The sequence below is a fragment of the Brevibacterium picturae genome, assembly GCF_030453725.1.
GTDB lineage: Bacteria > Actinomycetota > Actinomycetes > Actinomycetales > Brevibacteriaceae > Brevibacterium > Brevibacterium sandarakinum_A.
Window position 1 is genome coordinate 1 of the sequence record NZ_JAKDJU010000058.1, and the last position, 18,243, is coordinate 18,243.

Consider the following 18,243-nt stretch of genomic DNA (forward strand, 5'->3'; position numbering starts at 1 on the left):
CCGAGCCAGTGCTGGACGAGGAAGGTGGCGTGGAAGCCGATGAACAGCATCCAGAAGTGGATGTGGCCGAGCTTCTCGTTGAGCATCTTGCCGGTCCACTTCGGCCACCAGAAGTAGAATCCGGCGAACATCGCGAACACGACGGTGCCGAAGACCACGTAGTGGAAGTGAGCAACGACGAAGTAGGAGTCCGACACCTGCTGGTCAAGCGCGGGACTGGCCAAAATGACGCCGGTGAGACCACCGAAGAGGAACGTGACGAGGAACCCGATGGACCAGACCATCGGAGTCTCGAAGGTGATCGACCCTCGCCACATCGTGCCCACCCAGTTGAAGAACTTCACACCTGTCGGAATCGCGATGAGCATCGTCATGAAAGCGAAGAACGGCAGTGCCACGACGCCTGTGACATACATGTGGTGTGCCCACACCGTCACGGACAGGGCCGCAATCGAAATCGTGGCGAAGACCAGCTCCTTGTAGCCGAAGACCGGCTTGCGGCTGAAGACAGGGAAGATCTCGGTCACGATGCCGAAGAACGGCAACGCGATCACGTAGACCTCCGGGTGCCCGAAGAACCAGAATAAGTGCTGCCAGAGAATCGGTCCCCCGTTGCCGGGGCTGAAGACATGGGATCCCAATACGCGGTCAGCTCCCAAGACAAGCAGAGCGGCGGCGAGAGGCTGGAAGGCCATGAGGACGAGGATGCCGGTGATCAGGGTGTTCCAGGTGAAGATCGGCATACGGAACATGGTCATACCCGGGGCACGCATCGTGATGATGGTGGTGATGAAGTTGACCGATCCGAGGATCGTTCCGATTCCCTGCAGAGCCAAGCCGAGAACCCAGAGGTTTCCGCCGGCTCCCGGTGTGAACGTCGTATTGCTCAGAGGCGCGTACGCGGTCCATCCGAACGAGGCTGCACCCTGAGGGGTGAGGAAGCCGGAGACGGCGATCAGAGAGCCGAAGAGGTACATCCAGAATGCGAAGGCATTCAGACGAGGGAACGCCACGTCGGGTGCGCCGATCTGCAGCGGCATGATCACATTGGCGAAGCCGGAGAACAGCGGTGTCGCGAACATCAGCAGCATCAGCGTGCCGTGCATCGTGAACAGCTGGTTGTACTGCTCCTTGGTCTCAATGATCTGCATACCCGGATCGAAGAGCTCGAGGCGGATGATGAGCGCCATGACGCCGCCGACGCAGAAGAAGAGGAACGACGCGATCAGGTACATGTACCCGATCGTCTTATGGTCGGTCGACGTGATCCAGTCGACGATGATCTTTCCCTTGCTCCGAGGAACAACGGGGGCGTCAATGGCCGCCTGATTCATCGTTGCGGTCATTTTTCAGCACCTTCTTTCGGGTACCAGTTGCGATCGTACTCAGGACCGAGCTGGCCCTTGTTGCCTTCGTCGGCGAGTGACTTGGTGTAGTCCTCAAACTCGGCCTTGGAGACGACCTTCACATTGAAGAGCATTTCCGAGTGGTATTCACCGCACAACTCTGCGCACTTGCCCACGTACTCGCCTTCTTTCTCGGCGCGCAGATGCAGACTCTGGTCGTGACCAGGAATCATGTCGCGCTTCTCGAGGAAAGCGGGAACCCAGAACGAGTGGATGACATCGCGTGAATGAAGTTTGATCTCGAGGTCGGTGTCGACCGGGAGGTAGAGGGTTGGTGCCTCCTCCCCCGGCTTCTCAGAGCCGTCGAGTGGGACCTGCGTACCCGCGAAGTACACGTCTTGATTGACGTAGTTGAAGTCCCATGCCCATTGTTTGGCAGCGACTTCGATGACCTGCTCACCTGGAGTGGTGTCGTCAGTTGTCTTCTCCATGACCTGAACGCTCTGGAAGAAGAATCCCAGGACCAGGATGACTGGAGTGACCGTGAACAGGATTTCGATCGGCATACTGTAGCGCAGCTGCACAGGCAGTCCGCGATCGTTCTTGCGGCGGCGGTAGGCGACCATCGACCACAGAATGAGTCCCCACACGATCAGCCCCACGATCAGCAGGGCGATCCATGCACCGTTCCACAGGGAGGTGTAGGCCTCGGTGTGGTTGGTGGCGCCCTTCGATTCGGCGGGGAAGAATCCTGTGGAGACCTGCTCTTTCGTGCAGCCGGACAGCAACGCCAGTACAGCGACGGCGCCCAGAGTGCCGAGCCGCTTCGCCCAGGACCTTCCCGGTCCTGCCTGATTCGGAGAATCCACGTGCAGCCTTTCACAACCTTATTCGCCTCGGGGTGCCCCAAAGACGAATTCTTACTATGTCAGTTACCAGAGTACCGCTACAAGCGGTAGAAATTCACATGCGAATGATCATTTGTTGAGAATAACCTGACAACGATCCCCGCGGAGAGCGGAATCTAGGCGAGTGGAGTAGTCAAGACCGCTGATCTCCGACACGCCGAGGCTCGCCAGGTGTGGTGTCTGCCACTGTGTGTCGATGAGCCATTCAGAGCCGTCGTCTTCAACGTCGACCGAGGTGGGAAGCGTCGTGGTGGTGTCCGAGCTCGGTTCGGACAGGTGATGGCGCATGGTGGTGTCGAAGAGGGAGACGAGGTGTACAAGTGCGGCTTTGGAGGCATCACGCTGTGTGTGAAACATCGACTCTCCGGCGAAGAAGGAGCCCATGGCGACGCCGTAGAGTCCTCCGACGAGGGCTCCGTCCGACCTGACCTCGACCGAGTGCGCCCATCCGTCTGCGTGAAGACCCCGGTAGAGGCCGATGATGTCCTCTGTGATCCAACTGCCCGGTCTGTTGGGATCCGCACAGGCACGGATGACGTGCTCGAAATCGGTGTTGACGCTGCACTCGAAGTGGCGCATCGATTTGCGCAGGCTCTTGCTAACCTTGAGGTCTCCGGGCAGGAGAACGCCGCGACGTCGCGGAGCCCACCAGCCCATGCGCCCGGTGCCACCGCTGCCGATTCCCATGGGGAACAGCCCGGCCCGATACGAAGAGAGGACCTGGGGCTGCGTTGCCGTGTATGACACGGCGCGCAGATCCTCCAGGTCCATCTCAGTGACTTTCAGGTCAGTTTCAGCAGGCTGACATCAGTGGAACGAGTCGCCGCAGGCGCAGGAGCCGCCTGCGTTCGGGTTGTCGATCGTGAAGCCCTGCTTCTCGATGGTGTCTGCGAAGTCGATGGTCGAGCCGCCGAGGTAGGGCACGCTCATCCGATCGACGATGACCTCGACGCCGTCGAAGTCGCGCACAGCATCACCGTCGAGCTGACGCTCGTCGAAGTAGAGCTGATAGATCAGACCAGAGCAGCCGCCGGGCTGTACGGCCACACGCAGACGCAGGTCATCGCGACCTTCCTGCTGCAGCAGGCTGCGCACCTTCCCGGCTGCCGTACTCGACAGTTCGACCTCATGCGTGGCCATCGCTTCGTTCATCACAGTCATGGTTACTCCTTATTTCGATCCTGCCTACCTCCAGGCTACACCGCCGACAACGTCACAGACGATGATCCTATTCCCGATTCGCCCTCAGTCGGCGGACAGCCCTTGCAGAAGGAGCGCCTCCGCAACGATCGCCGCCTTGAAATCCGGCAGGTAGAGCGACTCATTTGCACTGTGTGCCCGGGCATCCGGATCCTCGACTCCGGTGACCAGAATCGAGGCCTGGGGGAAGACCTCGAGCAGATCGGCGATGAAGGGAATCGAGCCGCCGATGCCCATGGTCACGGACTCCTGCCCCCATGCCTCGGTGAGCGCGCGTCGCGCGGTGTCCACCACGGGGTCGCTCAAATCGGCCTGCCAAGGACTGCCGCCCTCCGTGTCTCCGATGGTCAGGGTGGCGCCGAAGGGAAGGTTCTCGCGCAGGTGCCGCTCGACGGCTTTGACGGCATTGTCGGGTGAGTCTCCCGGGGCCAGCCGAATCGACAGTTTTGCCTTCAGGCTCGATTGGAGGGTGTTCGAGGAGACGTCGACCTCGGGGATGTCGAGTCCGATGACGGTGATCGACGGCTGCGTCCACAGTCGTGAGGCCAGTGATCCGGAGCCGATGAGCGAGGTCGAATCGAGAACACCCGAGTCGGCGCGGATTGTGGATTCTTCGTAGTCGATCTCGCTGGCAGGCTGTGACTTGAGGCCGCTGACGGCAACGGAACCGTTCTCATCGTGGAGGCTGCCCAGGACCCGCGTCATTGCCAGCATCGCGTCGGGAACGATCCCGCCGTACATTCCCGAATGCACGGCATGATCGAGAGTGGAGATGTCGAATTCGACGGCGCACATGCCCCGCAGACTCGTCGTCAATGCGGGCGTGCCTGCTGCCCAGTTGCCGGAGTCGGCGACGACGATGACGTCGGCAGCGAGGCTGTCCCGATAGGTCTCGAGGAAGTTGCGGAAGCTGGGGCTGCCGGCCTCTTCCTCACCTTCGATGAAGAGAGTCACCCCCACGCCGAGGCGGCCGGCGAGGAGGCGCAGTGCCGTGAGGTGAACCATGATGCCGGCCTTGTCGTCGGCGGCTCCACGACCGTAGAGGCGGTCCCCCGTCCGTGTGGCGACGAAGGGCTCAGTGGTCCAGGCCTCAGGTTTGCCCGGAGGCTGGACGTCGTGGTGCGCATACAACAGCACTGTCGGTGCACCTTCGGGTGCCGGCACCGAGGCGACGACGGCTGGGTATCCATCGGCGCCGTCTTCCTGGGCTGCGGTCAGAATCTCCACGTCGAGACCGAGGCCGCGGGCGAGGCCGGCAACAGCCTCGGCGCTGGCGCGAACGTTCGCGGGATCGAAGCTCGGCCAGGCAACGGAAGGAATCGCCACGAGATCGCTCAGGTGCTCGATGACCTCGTCGAAAATGGTGTCGAGTTCGGTATGCAATTGTGCACTGTCAAGTGCAGAAGTCGATTCGCTCATTCTCCAAAGGTAGTATTGATCAGGTGTTCGGAAGCAAAAAATCTCATGAGGATGCGCAATCCTCCGACAATCGACCGGTGAACGATGACGGTTCACGCCCCGACGCTGCCTCGCAGCGTGAGGCGGAACAGAAGAAGGGACGGCCAACGCCCAAACGCAGCGAACAGGAATCGGTGCGCAAGCGGCCGCTGGTTTCGAAGGATCGCAAGGTGGCGAACCAGAAGGCCAAAGAACAGACGCGCAAGGACCGCGATCGTGCCCGCATCGGCATGATGAACGGCGAAGAGCAGTACCTCACGCGCCGCGACAAAGGCCCGCAACGTCGTTACGTTCGCAACTACATCGATGCCCGTTTCTCCATCGGAGAACTGTTCATCCCCGCGGCGATCCTGATTCTGGTCGTGGCGTTCACCCAGCCGGTGGCCATTCAGCAGTACTTCACATACGCAGTCTGGGGTCTGCTGGCATTGGTCATCCTCGACGGCGTCATCGTCAACTACATTCTCAAAGGACGGCTGAGGGCCAAGTTCGGTACCGTCGAACGCGGACTGGCGTTCTACGCGATCATGCGCAGCGTCCAGATTCGGCCGCTGCGCATGCCGAAACCACAGGTCAAGCGCCGCCAGTACCCCGAGTGAGCAGAGTCCTGTTACGGGCTCCACGGATGGTCCGTCCGGGCCAGAACGGTCCGGAGTAGATCATCTCCGAATAGGACTGAACCAGATCAGCGCCCGCCGCAAGTCGGGCGCTGATGTCATTGGCGTCAGAGATACCGCCCACAGAGATGATGCTCAACCGATCACCGACGGTGGCTTTGACCAACCGCAGAACCTCCAGCGACCGTGGGGCCAACGGTCGGCCCGAGATCCCTCCGGCCTGGGTGCGGGCGAATTCTGCTTCCCTGCCGCTCAGCACGCTCCGATCAATCGTGGTGTTGGTGGTGATGAGGCCATCAACACCCGAACGCACGGCGAGATTGCAGATCGCGACGACATCGTCGTCATTGAGATCGGGTGCGATCTTGACCAGCAGCGGCACATGACCGAGCGTGGAACGAGGAGTCGCAACCGCCTCGACGGCGGCGGAGCGCACGGCCTCGATGATGGGCTCCAGGCTCGACACGGACTGCAGGTCACGTAGGCCTGGGGTGTTGGGTGAGCTGACGTTGATGACGAGGTAATCGGCCAGAGGCGCACAGAAGCGGGCCGAACTCGCATAGTCCTCAACCGCATCGGCGGCGTCGACGACCTTGGTCTTGCCGATGTTGATTCCGATGATCGGTCGCTGGACCGATGGCAGAGAAGCAAGGGATTTCCTCTGCCGGTCGATGTTGAAGGCGGCCTGCCGGGCGCCCTCGTTGTTGAAGCCCATCCGATTGAGCAGCGCAATATTGTCGCGGAGGCGAAACAGTCGAGGCTTGTCGTTGCCGGGCTGAGCATGGGCGGTGATGGTGCCGACCTCGATGTGGCCGAAGCCCATCGCCGACAGGGCGCGAACCCCTTCCCCGTTCTTGTCGAAGCCGGCGGCGAGCCCGAGGCGGTTGGGAAATCGCAGCCCCAGGACATCCACCTCATCACGTGTGCCGCGGGCAAAGACCAAGCGGAGCAGTCGGCCGACCCCAGGAATGGCATCGAGGATTCTCAACGCAGTGAACGACACATGATGTGCCCGCTCGGCGTCCATCGGGGCGAAGAAGAGTCTGAAGATAAGTGAGTACACGCCCTCCAGAATATGTCAGGCACCAGGCCGGACGGCGAACGGCGCGGTCCGGTTCTGTCAGAAATGCACACAGATCCCTGCTCAGAACTGTCGCCGTTTATCCATCCCCTGTGAAATGGCATTAGGATCGATTCAACGTTCAAAGACGATGAAAGGGAATATATGCCCAGCGCATCCACGCCCACCAGCTACTCCGCGACGCCACTCGTGAAAGCCACCGCTTCCGTTCTGGTGTTGGGAGTCGCTGACGACAAGGTCCTCGGCCTCGAGACAGCGAAATCCGCACGCACTGCTCTGGAGGACGTGATTCGCGCCATCGGATTCACCGGCGAAGCCGGATCCACGGCACGGGTCGCCGCCCCCAAGGGCTTCTCCGCCAAGAGCATCCTCTTGGTCGGACTCGGAGCCTTCGAGGCCACCGCGGCCGGCACCGATGCCGCAGCGAAGGCTCACGAGGTTCTCCGCCGCGCGGCAGGGAACGCACTGCGTGCCCTCGACGGAGTCGACTCGATTTCTGTGGGCCTGCCGGTGATCAGCGCCGAGGCGGTCGAAGCCGTCACCGTCGGGGCCGGACTGGGTGCCTACCGCTTCGTCGACTACCGCAGCCAGGATGCTGACAAGGCCCCCGGTGCGATCACCATCCTCGGTCCCAAGGGCAAGGCGAACTCGGCTGCGCACTCGAGCGGCGCGATCGTCGCCGCCGCGACGAACCGTGCCCGCGACCTCGTCAACACCCCTCCCCTCGACCTCTACCCCGAGTCCTTCGCCCAGCGGGTCAAGGACCAGGGCAAGGACCGCAAGCTCAAGGTGAACGTGCTCGGGGAGAAGGAACTCCAGGCCGGTGGGTACGGTGGCCTCATCGGAGTAGGTCAGGGGTCGACACGTGGACCGCGCCTGGTCAAGGTCGAATACTCCCCCAAGGGCGCCGAACGCCATGTCAGCTTCGTCGGCAAGGGCATCACCTTCGACTCCGGCGGAATCTCCCTCAAGCCCGCGGCGAGCATGGAGGACATGAAGTCCGATATGGCCGGGGCCGCGGCCGTGGTCCAGGCCCTGTTCGCGATCGCGGACCTGGGACTGCCCGTGCGTGCGACAGCCTGGCTGCCCCTGGCCGAGAACATGCCGGGTTCATCGGCAACCCGTCCCAGCGACGTGCTGCACATGCGCAGCGGCAAGACCGTCGAAGTCACCAACACCGATGCCGAAGGACGGTTGGTCCTCGCCGATGCGCTGGCCGACGCCGACGCGGAGAACCCTGATCTGCTCATCGACGTCGCCACCCTGACCGGCGCCCAGGTCGTGGCACTGGGCACTCGGACGTCCGGAGTCATGGGCGCTGACACAGCACGAGGCCTCATCACCGACTCGGCCACGGTTGCCGGCGAGGAGATGTGGGCCATGCCCATCCCCGAGGAGATGCTCTCCGGCTTCGACTCGAACGCAGCGGACTTGAAAAACTCCGGCCCTCGTCACGGTGGCATGCTCGCGGCCGGCGCATTCCTCAGGGAGTTCGTCAGCGAGGATGCCAACTGGGGACACATCGACATCGCCGGACCGAGCTTCAACACCGGGTCCGCATTCGGCTACACCCCGGTGGCAGCCACCGGCGCGGCAGTTCGAACCCTCATCCAAGCAGCGAAGCAGGTGAACTGAGAGACCCGTTTTCTACACGCTGTCGATGTCGAAGTGATCATCCACACCTGTGTCCAAACAGACAGCGTGTGCTTTCGCCCTTGGCGAGAAAAGTGGAAAGATAAGAAGGAAAGCTGCGTACGGCAGGCTTATTCACAGCTACGAGGAGTAATCCGTGAGTGACTCATTGACCTACGACCTTGTCGTTCTGGGCGGCGGAACCGGCGGCTATGCTGCCGCACTGCGCGCCGCGGAACTCGACATGAAGGTTGCTTTGATCGAACGCGACAAGGTTGGCGGCACATGCTTGCACCGCGGTTGTGTTCCGACGAAGGCGCTTCTGCACGCTGCAGAGGTCGCCGAGACGGCGAAGGACTCAGCGACCTTCGGCATCGACGTCGAATTCAAGGGCATCGACATCGAGAAGGTCCTCGACTACAAGAACAATGTGATTTCACGCAACTACAAGGGCCTGCAGGGCCTGGTCAAGGCACGTGGCATCGACACGTACTTCGGCACCGGCAAGCTCGCCGGCAAGGACACCGTCGAAGTTGACGGTGAAGACGGCAAGCACACCGTCACCGGCACCAACGTTCTCCTGTCGACCGGTTCGACGTCAAAGACCATCGGCCTCGACGTCACCGACCGGGTCATCACCAGCACCGAGGCTCTTGAACTCGACAAGGTCCCCGGTTCGGCGATCGTCCTCGGCGGCGGCGTCATCGGCGTCGAGTTCGCCAGCGTGTGGTCATCGTTCGGAGCGAAAGTCACCATCGTCGAAGGACTCAAGCACCTTGTGGCCAACGAGGACGAGACGATCTCGAAGAACCTCGAGCGCGCGTTCAAGAAGCGCAAGATCGGGTTCAAGCTCGGCACCATGTTCAAGGGCGTGGAAGAGACCGCTGACGGAGTCAAGGTGACCCTCGAAGACGGTTCGGTCCTCGAGGCCGAATACCTCCTCGTGGCTGTCGGCCGTGGCCCGGTCACCGAAGGCTTCGGCTTCGAAGAACAGGGCATCCCGATGGACCGCGGATTCGTCCTGGCCAACGAACGCCTCCACACCGGCGTCGGCAACATCTACGCCTGCGGCGACATCGTTCCCGGACTGCAGCTGGCTCACCGTGCCTTCGGTCAGGGAATCTTCATCGCCGAGGAGATCGCGGGGCTCAACCCGGTTCCCGTCCTGGAATCAGGCATCCCCCGCGTGACCTACTGCGAACCCGAGATCTTCTCGGTCGGACTCTCGTCCCAGCAGGCCGAGGAGCAGTATGGATCCGACAGCGTCGAATCCATCGAGTACAACCTGGGCGGAAACGGCAAGTCCGTGATCCTCAACACCACTGGCCTGGTCAAGGTCATCCGTGAGAAGGACGGGCCCGTTGTCGGCGTCCACGGCATCGGCGCTCGACTGAGCGAACAGGCCGGCGAAGCCCAACTGATCGTCAACTGGGAAGCATTCCCAGAGGAAGTTGCGCAACTCATTCACGCTCACCCGACGCAGAATGAAGCACTCGGTGAGGCCCACCTGGCCCTTGCCGGCAAACCCCTGCACTTCCACTCTTAAGATCCGAGGAGACGAAAGACATGTCGAATTCCGTGCAGATGCCGGCTCTCGGTGAGTCGGTGACCGAAGGAACAGTCACCCGCTGGCTGAAGTCCGTCGGCGAAGAAATCGAAGTAGACGAGCCCTTGCTCGAGGTGTCGACCGACAAGGTCGACACAGAGATTCCCAGCCCCTATGCAGGTGTCTTGGAGAAGATCCTGGCCGACGAAGACGACGTCATCGAAGTCGGTGGAGACCTTGCCTACATCGGCGACGGATCCGATTCCGCTGACTCCGCAGATGCAGAGGACTCGTCCGACGAGGACTCGGCTGAAGAGGACACGGCTGACGAGGACTCCGCAGAACCCGCCGAGGAAACCGAACCCGCACCCGCAGAGGAAGCTCAGGAGGCATCCTCGGAGTCCGGCGACGAATCAGCAGAGTCAGCGCCGGCCTCGTCCGGTTCCGAAGGCGAAGGCACCGAGATCACAATGCCCGCGCTGGGTGAGTCCGTGACTGAAGGCACCGTGACTCGGTGGCTCAAGGACGTCGGCGAAGAGGTTGAGGTCGACGAACCTCTCCTCGAAGTGTCAACCGACAAGGTCGACACCGAGGTGCCCTCCCCCGTGGCAGGCACTGTGCAGGCACACCTGGCAGAAGAGGACGAGACCGTCGAGGTGGGCGCGCCATTGGCACGCGTCGGCACTGGCGCTCCCGCTTCCTCGGACTCGGACTCGACCGGTTCGTCCGAGGCAGAAGCCTCCGACGTTGCTGACGAGGCCCCAGCTGAGGAGCCCGCAGAGGAAGAGTCCGCTGAGGACAAGCCCGCTGAGGAACAGCCCGCTGAAGAAGAGTCCGCAGAGGAAGAGGCTCCGGCCAAGGACGAGAAGTCCGCGCCCGCCGAAGAGGCTCCGAAGCAGCAGACCCCTGATTCCGCCGCTGCGGAGCAGGCTGAGCAGAAGACCGAAGCCTCGGCACCCGCCGCTGCCGACACGGTCGGCGAGAACGCCGCCTACGTGACGCCGCTCGTGCGCCGTCTGGCACGCGAGGAGGGTGTGGACCTGAGTTCGGTCACCGGCACCGGCGTGGGCGGTCGCATCCGCAAGCAGGACGTCGTGTCCGCAGCCGCAGACCGCAGCTCCGGCTCGTCCTCGTCTACAGCTCCCGCAGCCGGTGGCTCGAAGGCACCGTTCAAGCTCGAGATTCCTGAGGAGGCTGCTAAGCTCCGCGGTACCACGGAGAAGGCTTCGCGCATCAGGCAGACGATTGCCAAGCGGATGAGCGAGTCCCTCGATGTATCGGCTCAGCTGACCCAGGTGGTCGAGGTCGACATGACGCGCGTCGTGAAACTGCGCAAGGCCAACAAGGAAGCCTTCCAGTCCAAGCACGGCTCGAAGCTGACCTACCTGCCGTTCTTCGGCAAGGCCGTCGTCGAGGCGCTTCAGCAGCACCCGAAGGTCAACGCACAGTACGATCTGGAATCCCAGGAGATCACGTACTTCGATCATGAGCACCTGGCAGTCGCCGTGGACACTCCGCGGGGACTCGTCGTTCCGGTGGTCAAGGACGCAAGCGAGCTCAGCATCGCCGGGCTGTCGAAGGCCATCGACGATGTCGCCGACCGCACCCGCAACAACAAGATCATGCCTGATGAGCTGGCAGGTGGAACGTTCACCGTGACCAACATCGGTTCCGTGGGTGCACTGTTCGACACTCCGATCATCAACCAGCCGCAGATGGGCATTCTGGGCACCGGGACGATCGTGCGTCGCCCGATCGTCGTCAAGACCGCCGACGGCGAGGAATCGATTGCCATTCGCGACATGGTCTACCTGCCGTTGACCTACAACCACCAATTGGTCGATGGCGCGGATGCAGGACGCTTCCTGCAGACGATCAAGGCTCGTCTGGAAGAAGGAAACTTCGAATCAGACCTCGATCTCTGATTTCTTCCACGAGCAGCCCTATAGGTTGAGTCGCCCGACTCACCGGGGCATGAGGAGGGCCGGTCACTGATGTGGCCGGCCCTCCTCATGCCCTCAGGGTCGTGGACCGATCAGTGGTCGATCTCCGTGACTTCGAGGATCTTCCAGGTGTCCGCATGCCGTTCCAGTTCGAATTCGACGTGGGCGGGCTCGAACGCCGATGCCTCCCCCGAGGTGGTCACGCTCGTCGACATTCGGGCAAAGATGAGGATGCGGTGGTCTGTCCGATTTTCGATGACCGGATCGTCCAACTCGATCGTGTAGTCGTTGCCGACGAACGCGTGGAGGTCGAGCAGTTCATCGGCTGCGGCAGCCGAGGAATCGGGAACGGTCAGTGCTGCTAAGGCCTCATCATCACCGGCACTCAGCGCCTCTGACCGTTTCTGGCACAGGTCGTTCAGATGAGCGAGAATCTGGCTGTCCGACATCGCATCGGCGTCGTCGTGGAGCGGTGTCCTCTCCGAGGTCGGAGTCGAGCTCTGCCCCTGACTCACGTCCTGGGGCGAACTCACCGAGGCGGCGGTGTCCTCCGAACTCAATGACCTGACCATGACGGCACCGCCGATGACCGTCATGATGACACCGACGACAGCCCAGGCTCGTGGGACGCTCATCCATCTGCGTGGTCGTGGGCCTGAAACGGGCAATCGCTCCAGTAGGCTGCGTCGTCCCGTCTCCAGCAGCGTGGACATGCGAGTGAGCATGGACGTTCTTCGTGGTCGGCGAGGGCGACGTGGTTCGTGGCGGGGCTTGCGGGCACTGTCCCGGCTGGCCGCCCGCAATCGATCTGCTGCACGTGTGGTCTCGGGAGGGCGCGTGGTCTCGGGAGGGTGCGCAACGGCAGGGGCCTTGGCCGCTCGCAATCGTGCCGTCAGGGCCTGCCCCGGGTCGAGATCGCGTTCGGCGGGCAGGAGGGGAAGGGCACTCGGTGTACCCGTTCGACGCAGAGCCGCGGTCACCTCGGCGAGGGTATCGTCGAGACCTCCATCCGTGATGGACTCATCCAGAAGCTGTGCCACCAGGTTCTGCAAGGGCTGTGAGCATTCAGGCAGTGCGATTGCCACGGGCAGCGGGCTCTGCGACCAAGGGTGCCCGTACGCCGCATGGTAGATCATCTCGCCGATCGCGAAGCGCGTTGAGGACGGCGGGGTCCGGCTGATTCCGGGGATGGTCCGCGGGCGGCCATCGGCATCGAGGCCGATGCACTCGAGACACAGCCGGGAGCGGGCGTCGCTGCTCCCCCGCAGCTCATCGGCGATGCCGAGGAAGAGCGTGCTCAACTCCCCTTCGACCAATCCCTGGTAAGAGCGGACAGCGTCGAGGACAAGGCCGCCGGCAAGCGGCTTCACGAGAAGAAGTGAGGTGGGGCCGGTCGGCAGATCGATGTCGGCAACGCCGAGTGCCTCCGGGTGGTCGGCGTCGAATCCGTGATGGGCGACTCCCCACAGCGTCTCTCCCCGAGCGTTGGAGAGTCGGTGGATGTCATCCGAGACTGGTGATTGGAGTTCCCACGTCATTGTTCGTCATCTCCGTCGATGGATTCCGCGGCCAGTGATATGCATTACGATGCGGTTTGAGTCTCTTTAGTATCGTTTGCCGTCGAACAATATGTCAATAGGAATCGAGCGACCCAAGGTGTCGAGGGTCATCTTCAATGAAATTGAACCCCCGCGACAAGACACATAGTCTGGGGGACATGCCTCTGGTCACAGAAACGCTGGGATTCGCACCCGTCTACTCGGACTACCTGCGAACCTGGGACTTGCAGAAGACGTATCACGAAGAAGTGCTCGCCGGGGATCGCGAATCGACGATCCTCCTGCTCGAACACCCGCCGGTCTACACTGCCGGAAAACGCACAGAGGACCACGAGCGGCCCGATGACGGCACAGAAGTCATCGATGTCGACCGTGGCGGAAAGATTACCTGGCACGGGCCGGGACAGCTGGTTGCCTACCTCGTCTACAGGCTCAACGACACCAAAGAGGTCAGACTGTTCGTCTCGCAGCTCGAGGATTCGATGATAGAACTCCTCGCCGAGTACGACATCGACGCCACCACCATCGAGGGACGCGCGGGAGTCTGGATCCTCGGGGACGGAGACCGCCGCGACCGGAAGATCGGAGCAATCGGCATCCGCATCCACGAAGGCGTGACCATGCACGGCCTGGCACTGAACTGCAGCAACGACCTCGGCGCATACGAATCGATCATCGCCTGCGGTATCGCGGACGCCGACACTACGACCATGAGTGCGGAACTCGGTCGGAACGTGACACCCGAGGATGTCGCGAACCGCCTTGACGAGATCCTGCACACCCGCATCACAGCCTAGGAGAATTGACGTGACCATAGCGCCAGAAGGCCGCCGCATGCTCCGTGTCGAGGCACGGAACTCAGAGACGCCGATCGAAGACAAGCCCGCCTGGATCAAGGCGAAGGCCCACATCGGCCCCGAATACACCTCTCTGAAGTCGCTGGTTCGCAAACAGGAGCTGCACACGGTCTGCGAAGAGGCCGGCTGCCCCAACATCTTCGAATGCTGGGAAGACCGAGAGGCGACGTTCCTCATCGGCGGCGAACAGTGCACGAGACGCTGCGACTTCTGCCAGATCGACACCGGCAAACCTGCCGACTTCGATGCCGATGAGCCCCGTCGAGTGGCCGCCTCGGTCGCGGAGATGGGACTGCGCTACTCGACGATCACCGGCGTGGCTCGCGACGACCTCGACGACGGCGGTGCGTGGCTGTACGCAGAGACCGTGCGTCAGATCCACAAGCTTGACTACTCCGACGGCAGCGGCACGGGAGTCGAGCTGCTCATCCCCGACTTCAACGCCGAGCCGGATCAGCTGGCTGAGGTCTTCTCCTCCCGCCCGGAGGTGCTGGCCCACAATGTCGAGACGGTCCCCCGGATCTTCAAGCGCATTCGTCCGGCATTCCGGTACGAGCGCTCCCTGTCGGTGATCACCCAGGCGCGCGACGCCGGCCTGATCACGAAGTCGAACCTCATGCTGGGCATGGGCGAAACGAACGAAGAGGTCATCGCGACCCTGCAGGATCTCCACGATGCCGGTTGCGATCTCATCACGATCAATCAGTACCTGAGGCCCTCCCCTCGACACCATCCGGTCACCCGATGGGTCAAGCCGGCCGATTTCGTGATGCTGCGCGACGCGGCGGAGGACATCGGATTCCTGGGCGTCATGTCCGGCCCGCTGGTGCGCTCTTCGTACCGTGCCGGTCGCCTGTGGGCCACGGCCATGCGCCACCGCGGAGACGAAATTCCCGCCCATCTCTCCCACCTCGACAAGCACACTCCCGCCAAACAGGAGGCGCAGGCCGTTGTGGATACCTTCGGCCCGGGCGAAGAGGTAGACTTGACTGCTGAGCAATGAGAACGTTCGGGGCCCGGCCTCGACGTCGATACGCCATTCAAGAGCAAGTGAGAGCATGAGCGAAGAACCGCGCAAAGGACTTTTCCGCCGGAAGCCCAAGGATCCGAACAAGAAGCCGGGTCGCCTGGCGCAGATGAAGCAGGTCTATGAGCTGTCGGCCAAGCACAACAAGGCCACTCCCTGGCTGCTTGCCGCGGCGGTCCTCGGCTGCACGCTCCTGGGCCTGCTGGCTGGGCTCATCTTCGGTGGAGCGGTCTTCACGACCATCCTCGGCTTCATGGTGGGTCTGCTGCTCGGCATGTTCATGCTCGGTCGGTTCGCTGAGACCGCCGCCTTCGCGCAGATGGACGGACAGTCTGGTGCCTTCGGTGCCGTGCTCAACACCGCCCGCCGCGGATACCTCATGGACGATAAGCCCATCGCCATCGACCCGAAGAGCCGTGACCTCGTGTTCCGCACGACCGGTCGTGCCGGAGTCGTCCTCCTCAGCGAGGGCCCGAAGGGACGCAGTGCGAAGCTGCTGGCCAAGGAGAGGAAGCGCCACGAGCGCATTCTGCCCAACGTTCCGGTCCACACCTTCCAGGGTGGCAAAGAGGAGGGTCAGCTGAAGATGAAGCAGGTCGTCCCTGCCGTCCAGAAGCTTCCCCGTAAGCTCAACAAGGCAGAGGTGCTGGCCGTGCGCAATCGCCTCGCCGCTCTCGGCACTCAGGGCACCCGCCCTCCGATCCCGAAGGGAATCGATCCGAACAAGGCTCGGCCGAACCACAAAGCGATGCGCGGACGCTGATCCGCCCGGACGGACGGAATCTGTCGACAACAGCAGAGGGCCACCGACTCAAATGAGTCGGTGGCCCTCTGCTGTGCGGTCTCTCGTTGTGCTATCCCCGTCTTCGACCGGGCTGCCGGTGTCTCAGCCTTCGTCAATGCCTCAGCGCTTGAGGATGACGGTGCCGGCGGCGAGGTCGTGGAGACCCCGGTTGTCGCGGTTGAAGATCAGCGCGGGAATGACGAGGACGACGAGAGCTGTGCGGATGAGCGCCTTCACCGGCCCCGGGACGTGACCATCCAGGCGACGGACCTCGATGCCGAAGATCCTGTGTCCCACCGTGTATCCGAGGGTCGAGACGAGCAGGAGGTGCTCCAGTGCGAAGATGCCCGGGGCGAGGAACGGATTGGACGAACCGATGAGGTTCGCAATGGCCAGGCACATGAACCAGTCGACCAAGAGTCCCAGCAAGCGGCGCCAGGCAGGCGCCAGCGAATGCGAGCCGGTCTCCGGCAGGCCCAGCCGTCTGCCCGGCCAGTCTCCGTCTTCCCTCTCGATCTTGGGCCCATCGAGCCAGGAACCGAGGTCATCACGATTAATCACGGCCCCAGCTTACCGAAGTCGAACCTGGACGAATCCTCAGGAAACATGCCCGAAACATGGCCGACATCACCACTTCACCTGCTTGCAACTAAGATTGGTGATGGTCAAGACAAACGACCACCATAAACTAACTAGGAGACTAAGTGTTCTCGTCTGCTGAAGAACTCGTCAACTACATCTCGGAGAACGACGTCAAATTCGTCGATGTTCGTTTCTGCGACCTCCCCGGTGTCGTCCAGCACTTCAACCTCCCGGCGGCCTCCTACGGCACGGAAGAGATCACCGAAGGTCTGCTCTTCGACGGTTCCTCAATCACGGGCTTCCAGGGCATCCACGAATCGGACATGAAGCTGCTCGCCGACGTCTCATCGGCGTACATCGACCCCTACCGTGAAGCCAACACCTTGGTCATCACCCACTCGATCGTCGACCCATTCACCGATGAGCCCTACTCTCGGGATCCTCGCCAGGTCGCCGCGAAGGCCGAGGCCTACCTCGAAAGCACCGGAATCGCCGACACCGTCTTCTTCGGCGCCGAGGCGGAGTTCTACCTCTTCGACTCGATCCGCTACCAGAACACCCCGGGCAGCAGCTTCTACAAGATCGACTCCGAGGAAGCCGCCTGGAACACGGGCGAAGACGAGCCGGGCGGCAACCTGGGCTACAAAACCCCGTTCAAGAGCGGCTACTTCCCCGTCTCGCCCCAGGACAAGTTCGCCGACATCCGCGACCGTATGTCCCTGACCCTGGAGCAGATCGGGTTCGAGATGGAGCGCGCCCACCACGAGGTCGGCACCGCAGGCCAGCAGGAGATCAACTACAAATTCAAGACCCTCCAGCACGCAGGCGATCAGCTTCTCGACTTCAAGTACGTGATCAAGAACACAGCCTACGAACTCGGCAAGTCAGCCACGTTCATGCCCAAACCGCTCTTCGATGACAACGGTTCGGGCATGCACTGCCACCAGTCGCTGTGGAAGAACGGCGAACCCCTGTTCTACGACGAGAACGGCTATGGAGGACTCTCCGATCTGGCTCGCTGGTACATCGGCGGTCTCATCGAACATGCCGGTGCTGTGCTCGCCTTCACCAACCCGACGATCAACTCCTACCGTCGTCTCGTGCCCGGATATGAAGCCCCGGTCAACCTCGTCTACTCGGCTCGTAACCGCTCCGCGGCGATCCGCATCCCGGTGACCGGCACCTCGCCGAAGGCCAAGCGTCTCGAATTCCGTGTGCCGGACCCCTCATCCAACCCGTACCTGGCCTTCTCCGCCCAGCTGATGGCCGGCCTCGACGGAATCCGCAACCGCATCGAACCTCCGGAGCCCATCGACAAGGACCTCTACGAGCTCCCGCCCGAGGAGGCCAAGGACATCAAGTTGGTCCCCGCATCTCTCGATGAGGCGCTGGTCGAGCTGGAGCAGGACCAGGACTTCCTCACCGCCGGTGACGTCTTCACCTCCGACCTGATCGAAACGTGGATTCGCATCAAGCGTGAGAACGAGATCGATGTCGCACGTCTGCGGCCGACCCCGACCGAGTTCGAGCTCTACTACGCACTCTGAGCCACGGCTCCAGAGCAGGCACACCGCCTGCTGGAGCGCAGAATAATACAGCTGCAGGGAATACAGTCGCGGGGGGGGGGGGGGGGGGGGCCGGGGGGGGGCCCCCCGGGGGAGGGCGGGGCGCCCCGCGGGCGGGCCCCCCCACCACCCCCCCAG

16 protein-coding genes are annotated in these 18,243 nt (G+C 62.4%); 8 read left to right on the forward strand and 8 right to left on the reverse strand.

Annotated elements, in window-relative coordinates; all coding sequences use genetic code 11:
- The 5 genes from L0G76_RS07785 to L0G76_RS07805 form a co-directional block, all read right to left on the reverse strand.
- Positions 1–1,346, reverse strand: a 1,346-nt coding sequence (locus L0G76_RS07785) for a cbb3-type cytochrome c oxidase subunit I (protein ID WP_304356727.1), incomplete at its 3' end; no start/stop codon positions are given.
- Positions 1,343–2,215 (reverse strand): aa3-type cytochrome oxidase subunit II, encoded by an 873-nt coding sequence (gene ctaC, locus L0G76_RS07790; RefSeq protein ID WP_304356728.1) that lies wholly within the window; start codon positions 2,213–2,215, stop codon positions 1,343–1,345. The genes L0G76_RS07785 and ctaC, both read right to left, overlap by 4 nt.
- 108 nt (positions 2,216–2,323) lie before the next feature.
- Positions 2,324–3,025, reverse strand: a complete 702-nt coding sequence (locus L0G76_RS07795) for a leucyl/phenylalanyl-tRNA--protein transferase (RefSeq protein WP_304356729.1) — start codon at positions 3,023–3,025, stop codon at positions 2,324–2,326.
- 36 nt (positions 3,026–3,061) lie between these two features.
- A complete protein-coding gene (locus L0G76_RS07800) occupies positions 3,062–3,415 on the reverse strand; it encodes a HesB/IscA family protein (RefSeq protein WP_304356730.1) in 354 nt (117 codons plus the stop codon).
- Positions 3,416–3,499: 84 nt separating this feature from the next.
- Entirely contained in the window at positions 3,500–4,873 is a 1,374-nt protein-coding gene (locus L0G76_RS07805; protein WP_304356731.1) for a dipeptidase, read from the reverse strand.
- 77 nt (positions 4,874–4,950) lie between these two features.
- On the opposite strand from L0G76_RS07805, the gene L0G76_RS07810 reads away from it, so the two are divergent.
- Positions 4,951–5,511: a DUF3043 domain-containing protein gene (locus L0G76_RS07810; RefSeq protein WP_304356732.1), complete on the forward strand. Its 561-nt coding sequence runs from the start codon at positions 4,951–4,953 to the stop codon at positions 5,509–5,511.
- Here the strand turns inward: L0G76_RS07810 and L0G76_RS07815 are convergent.
- Complete coding sequence (locus tag L0G76_RS07815) at positions 5,486–6,592, reverse strand: quinone-dependent dihydroorotate dehydrogenase (protein WP_304356733.1); 1,107 nt, start codon at positions 6,590–6,592, stop codon at positions 5,486–5,488. The two genes, L0G76_RS07810 and L0G76_RS07815, sit on opposite strands and share 26 nt — an antisense overlap.
- A gap of 162 nt (positions 6,593–6,754) precedes the next feature.
- On the opposite strand from L0G76_RS07815, the gene L0G76_RS07820 reads away from it, so the two are divergent.
- The 3 genes from L0G76_RS07820 to sucB all read left to right on the forward strand — a co-directional run bounded on the left by L0G76_RS07820 (position 6,755) and on the right by sucB (position 11,713).
- Entirely contained in the window at positions 6,755–8,245 is a 1,491-nt protein-coding gene (locus L0G76_RS07820) for a leucyl aminopeptidase (protein WP_304356734.1), read from the forward strand.
- Between the two features lie 154 nt (positions 8,246–8,399).
- Entirely contained in the window at positions 8,400–9,788 is a 1,389-nt protein-coding gene (gene lpdA, locus L0G76_RS07825) for a dihydrolipoyl dehydrogenase (protein ID WP_304356735.1), read from the forward strand.
- Positions 9,789–9,808: 20 nt separating this feature from the next.
- A complete protein-coding gene (gene sucB, locus L0G76_RS07830; RefSeq protein WP_304356736.1) occupies positions 9,809–11,713 on the forward strand; it encodes a 2-oxoglutarate dehydrogenase, E2 component, dihydrolipoamide succinyltransferase in 1,905 nt (634 codons plus the stop codon).
- 110 nt (positions 11,714–11,823) lie between these two features.
- Here sucB and L0G76_RS07835 read toward each other — a convergent pair whose 3' ends face one another.
- A complete protein-coding gene (locus tag L0G76_RS07835) occupies positions 11,824–13,269 on the reverse strand; it encodes a serine/threonine-protein kinase (protein ID WP_304356737.1) in 1,446 nt (481 codons plus the stop codon).
- Between the two features lie 179 nt (positions 13,270–13,448).
- On the opposite strand from L0G76_RS07835, the gene lipB reads away from it, so the two are divergent.
- The 3 genes from lipB to L0G76_RS07850 are packed head-to-tail and all read left to right on the forward strand — an operon-like array spanning position 13,449 to position 15,937.
- On the forward strand, positions 13,449–14,087 hold the full coding sequence (gene lipB / locus L0G76_RS07840) for a lipoyl(octanoyl) transferase LipB (RefSeq protein ID WP_304356738.1): 639 nt from the start codon (positions 13,449–13,451) through the stop codon (positions 14,085–14,087).
- Positions 14,088–14,097: 10 nt separating this feature from the next.
- Complete coding sequence (gene lipA, locus L0G76_RS07845; protein WP_304356739.1) at positions 14,098–15,150, forward strand: lipoyl synthase; 1,053 nt, start codon at positions 14,098–14,100, stop codon at positions 15,148–15,150.
- Between the two features lie 55 nt (positions 15,151–15,205).
- Positions 15,206–15,937: a DUF4191 domain-containing protein gene (locus L0G76_RS07850; RefSeq protein ID WP_304356740.1), complete on the forward strand. Its 732-nt coding sequence runs from the start codon at positions 15,206–15,208 to the stop codon at positions 15,935–15,937.
- Between the two features lie 141 nt (positions 15,938–16,078).
- Here L0G76_RS07850 and L0G76_RS07855 read toward each other — a convergent pair whose 3' ends face one another.
- Positions 16,079–16,519 carry an RDD family protein gene (locus tag L0G76_RS07855; RefSeq protein WP_304356741.1) on the reverse strand — a complete coding sequence of 147 codons (441 nt, stop codon included), beginning with the start codon at positions 16,517–16,519 and terminating at the stop codon, positions 16,079–16,081.
- 143 nt (positions 16,520–16,662) lie between these two features.
- On the opposite strand from L0G76_RS07855, the gene glnA reads away from it, so the two are divergent.
- A complete protein-coding gene (gene glnA, locus L0G76_RS07860; RefSeq protein WP_304356742.1) occupies positions 16,663–18,087 on the forward strand; it encodes a type I glutamate--ammonia ligase in 1,425 nt (474 codons plus the stop codon).
- Positions 18,088–18,243 lie beyond the last annotated feature (156 nt).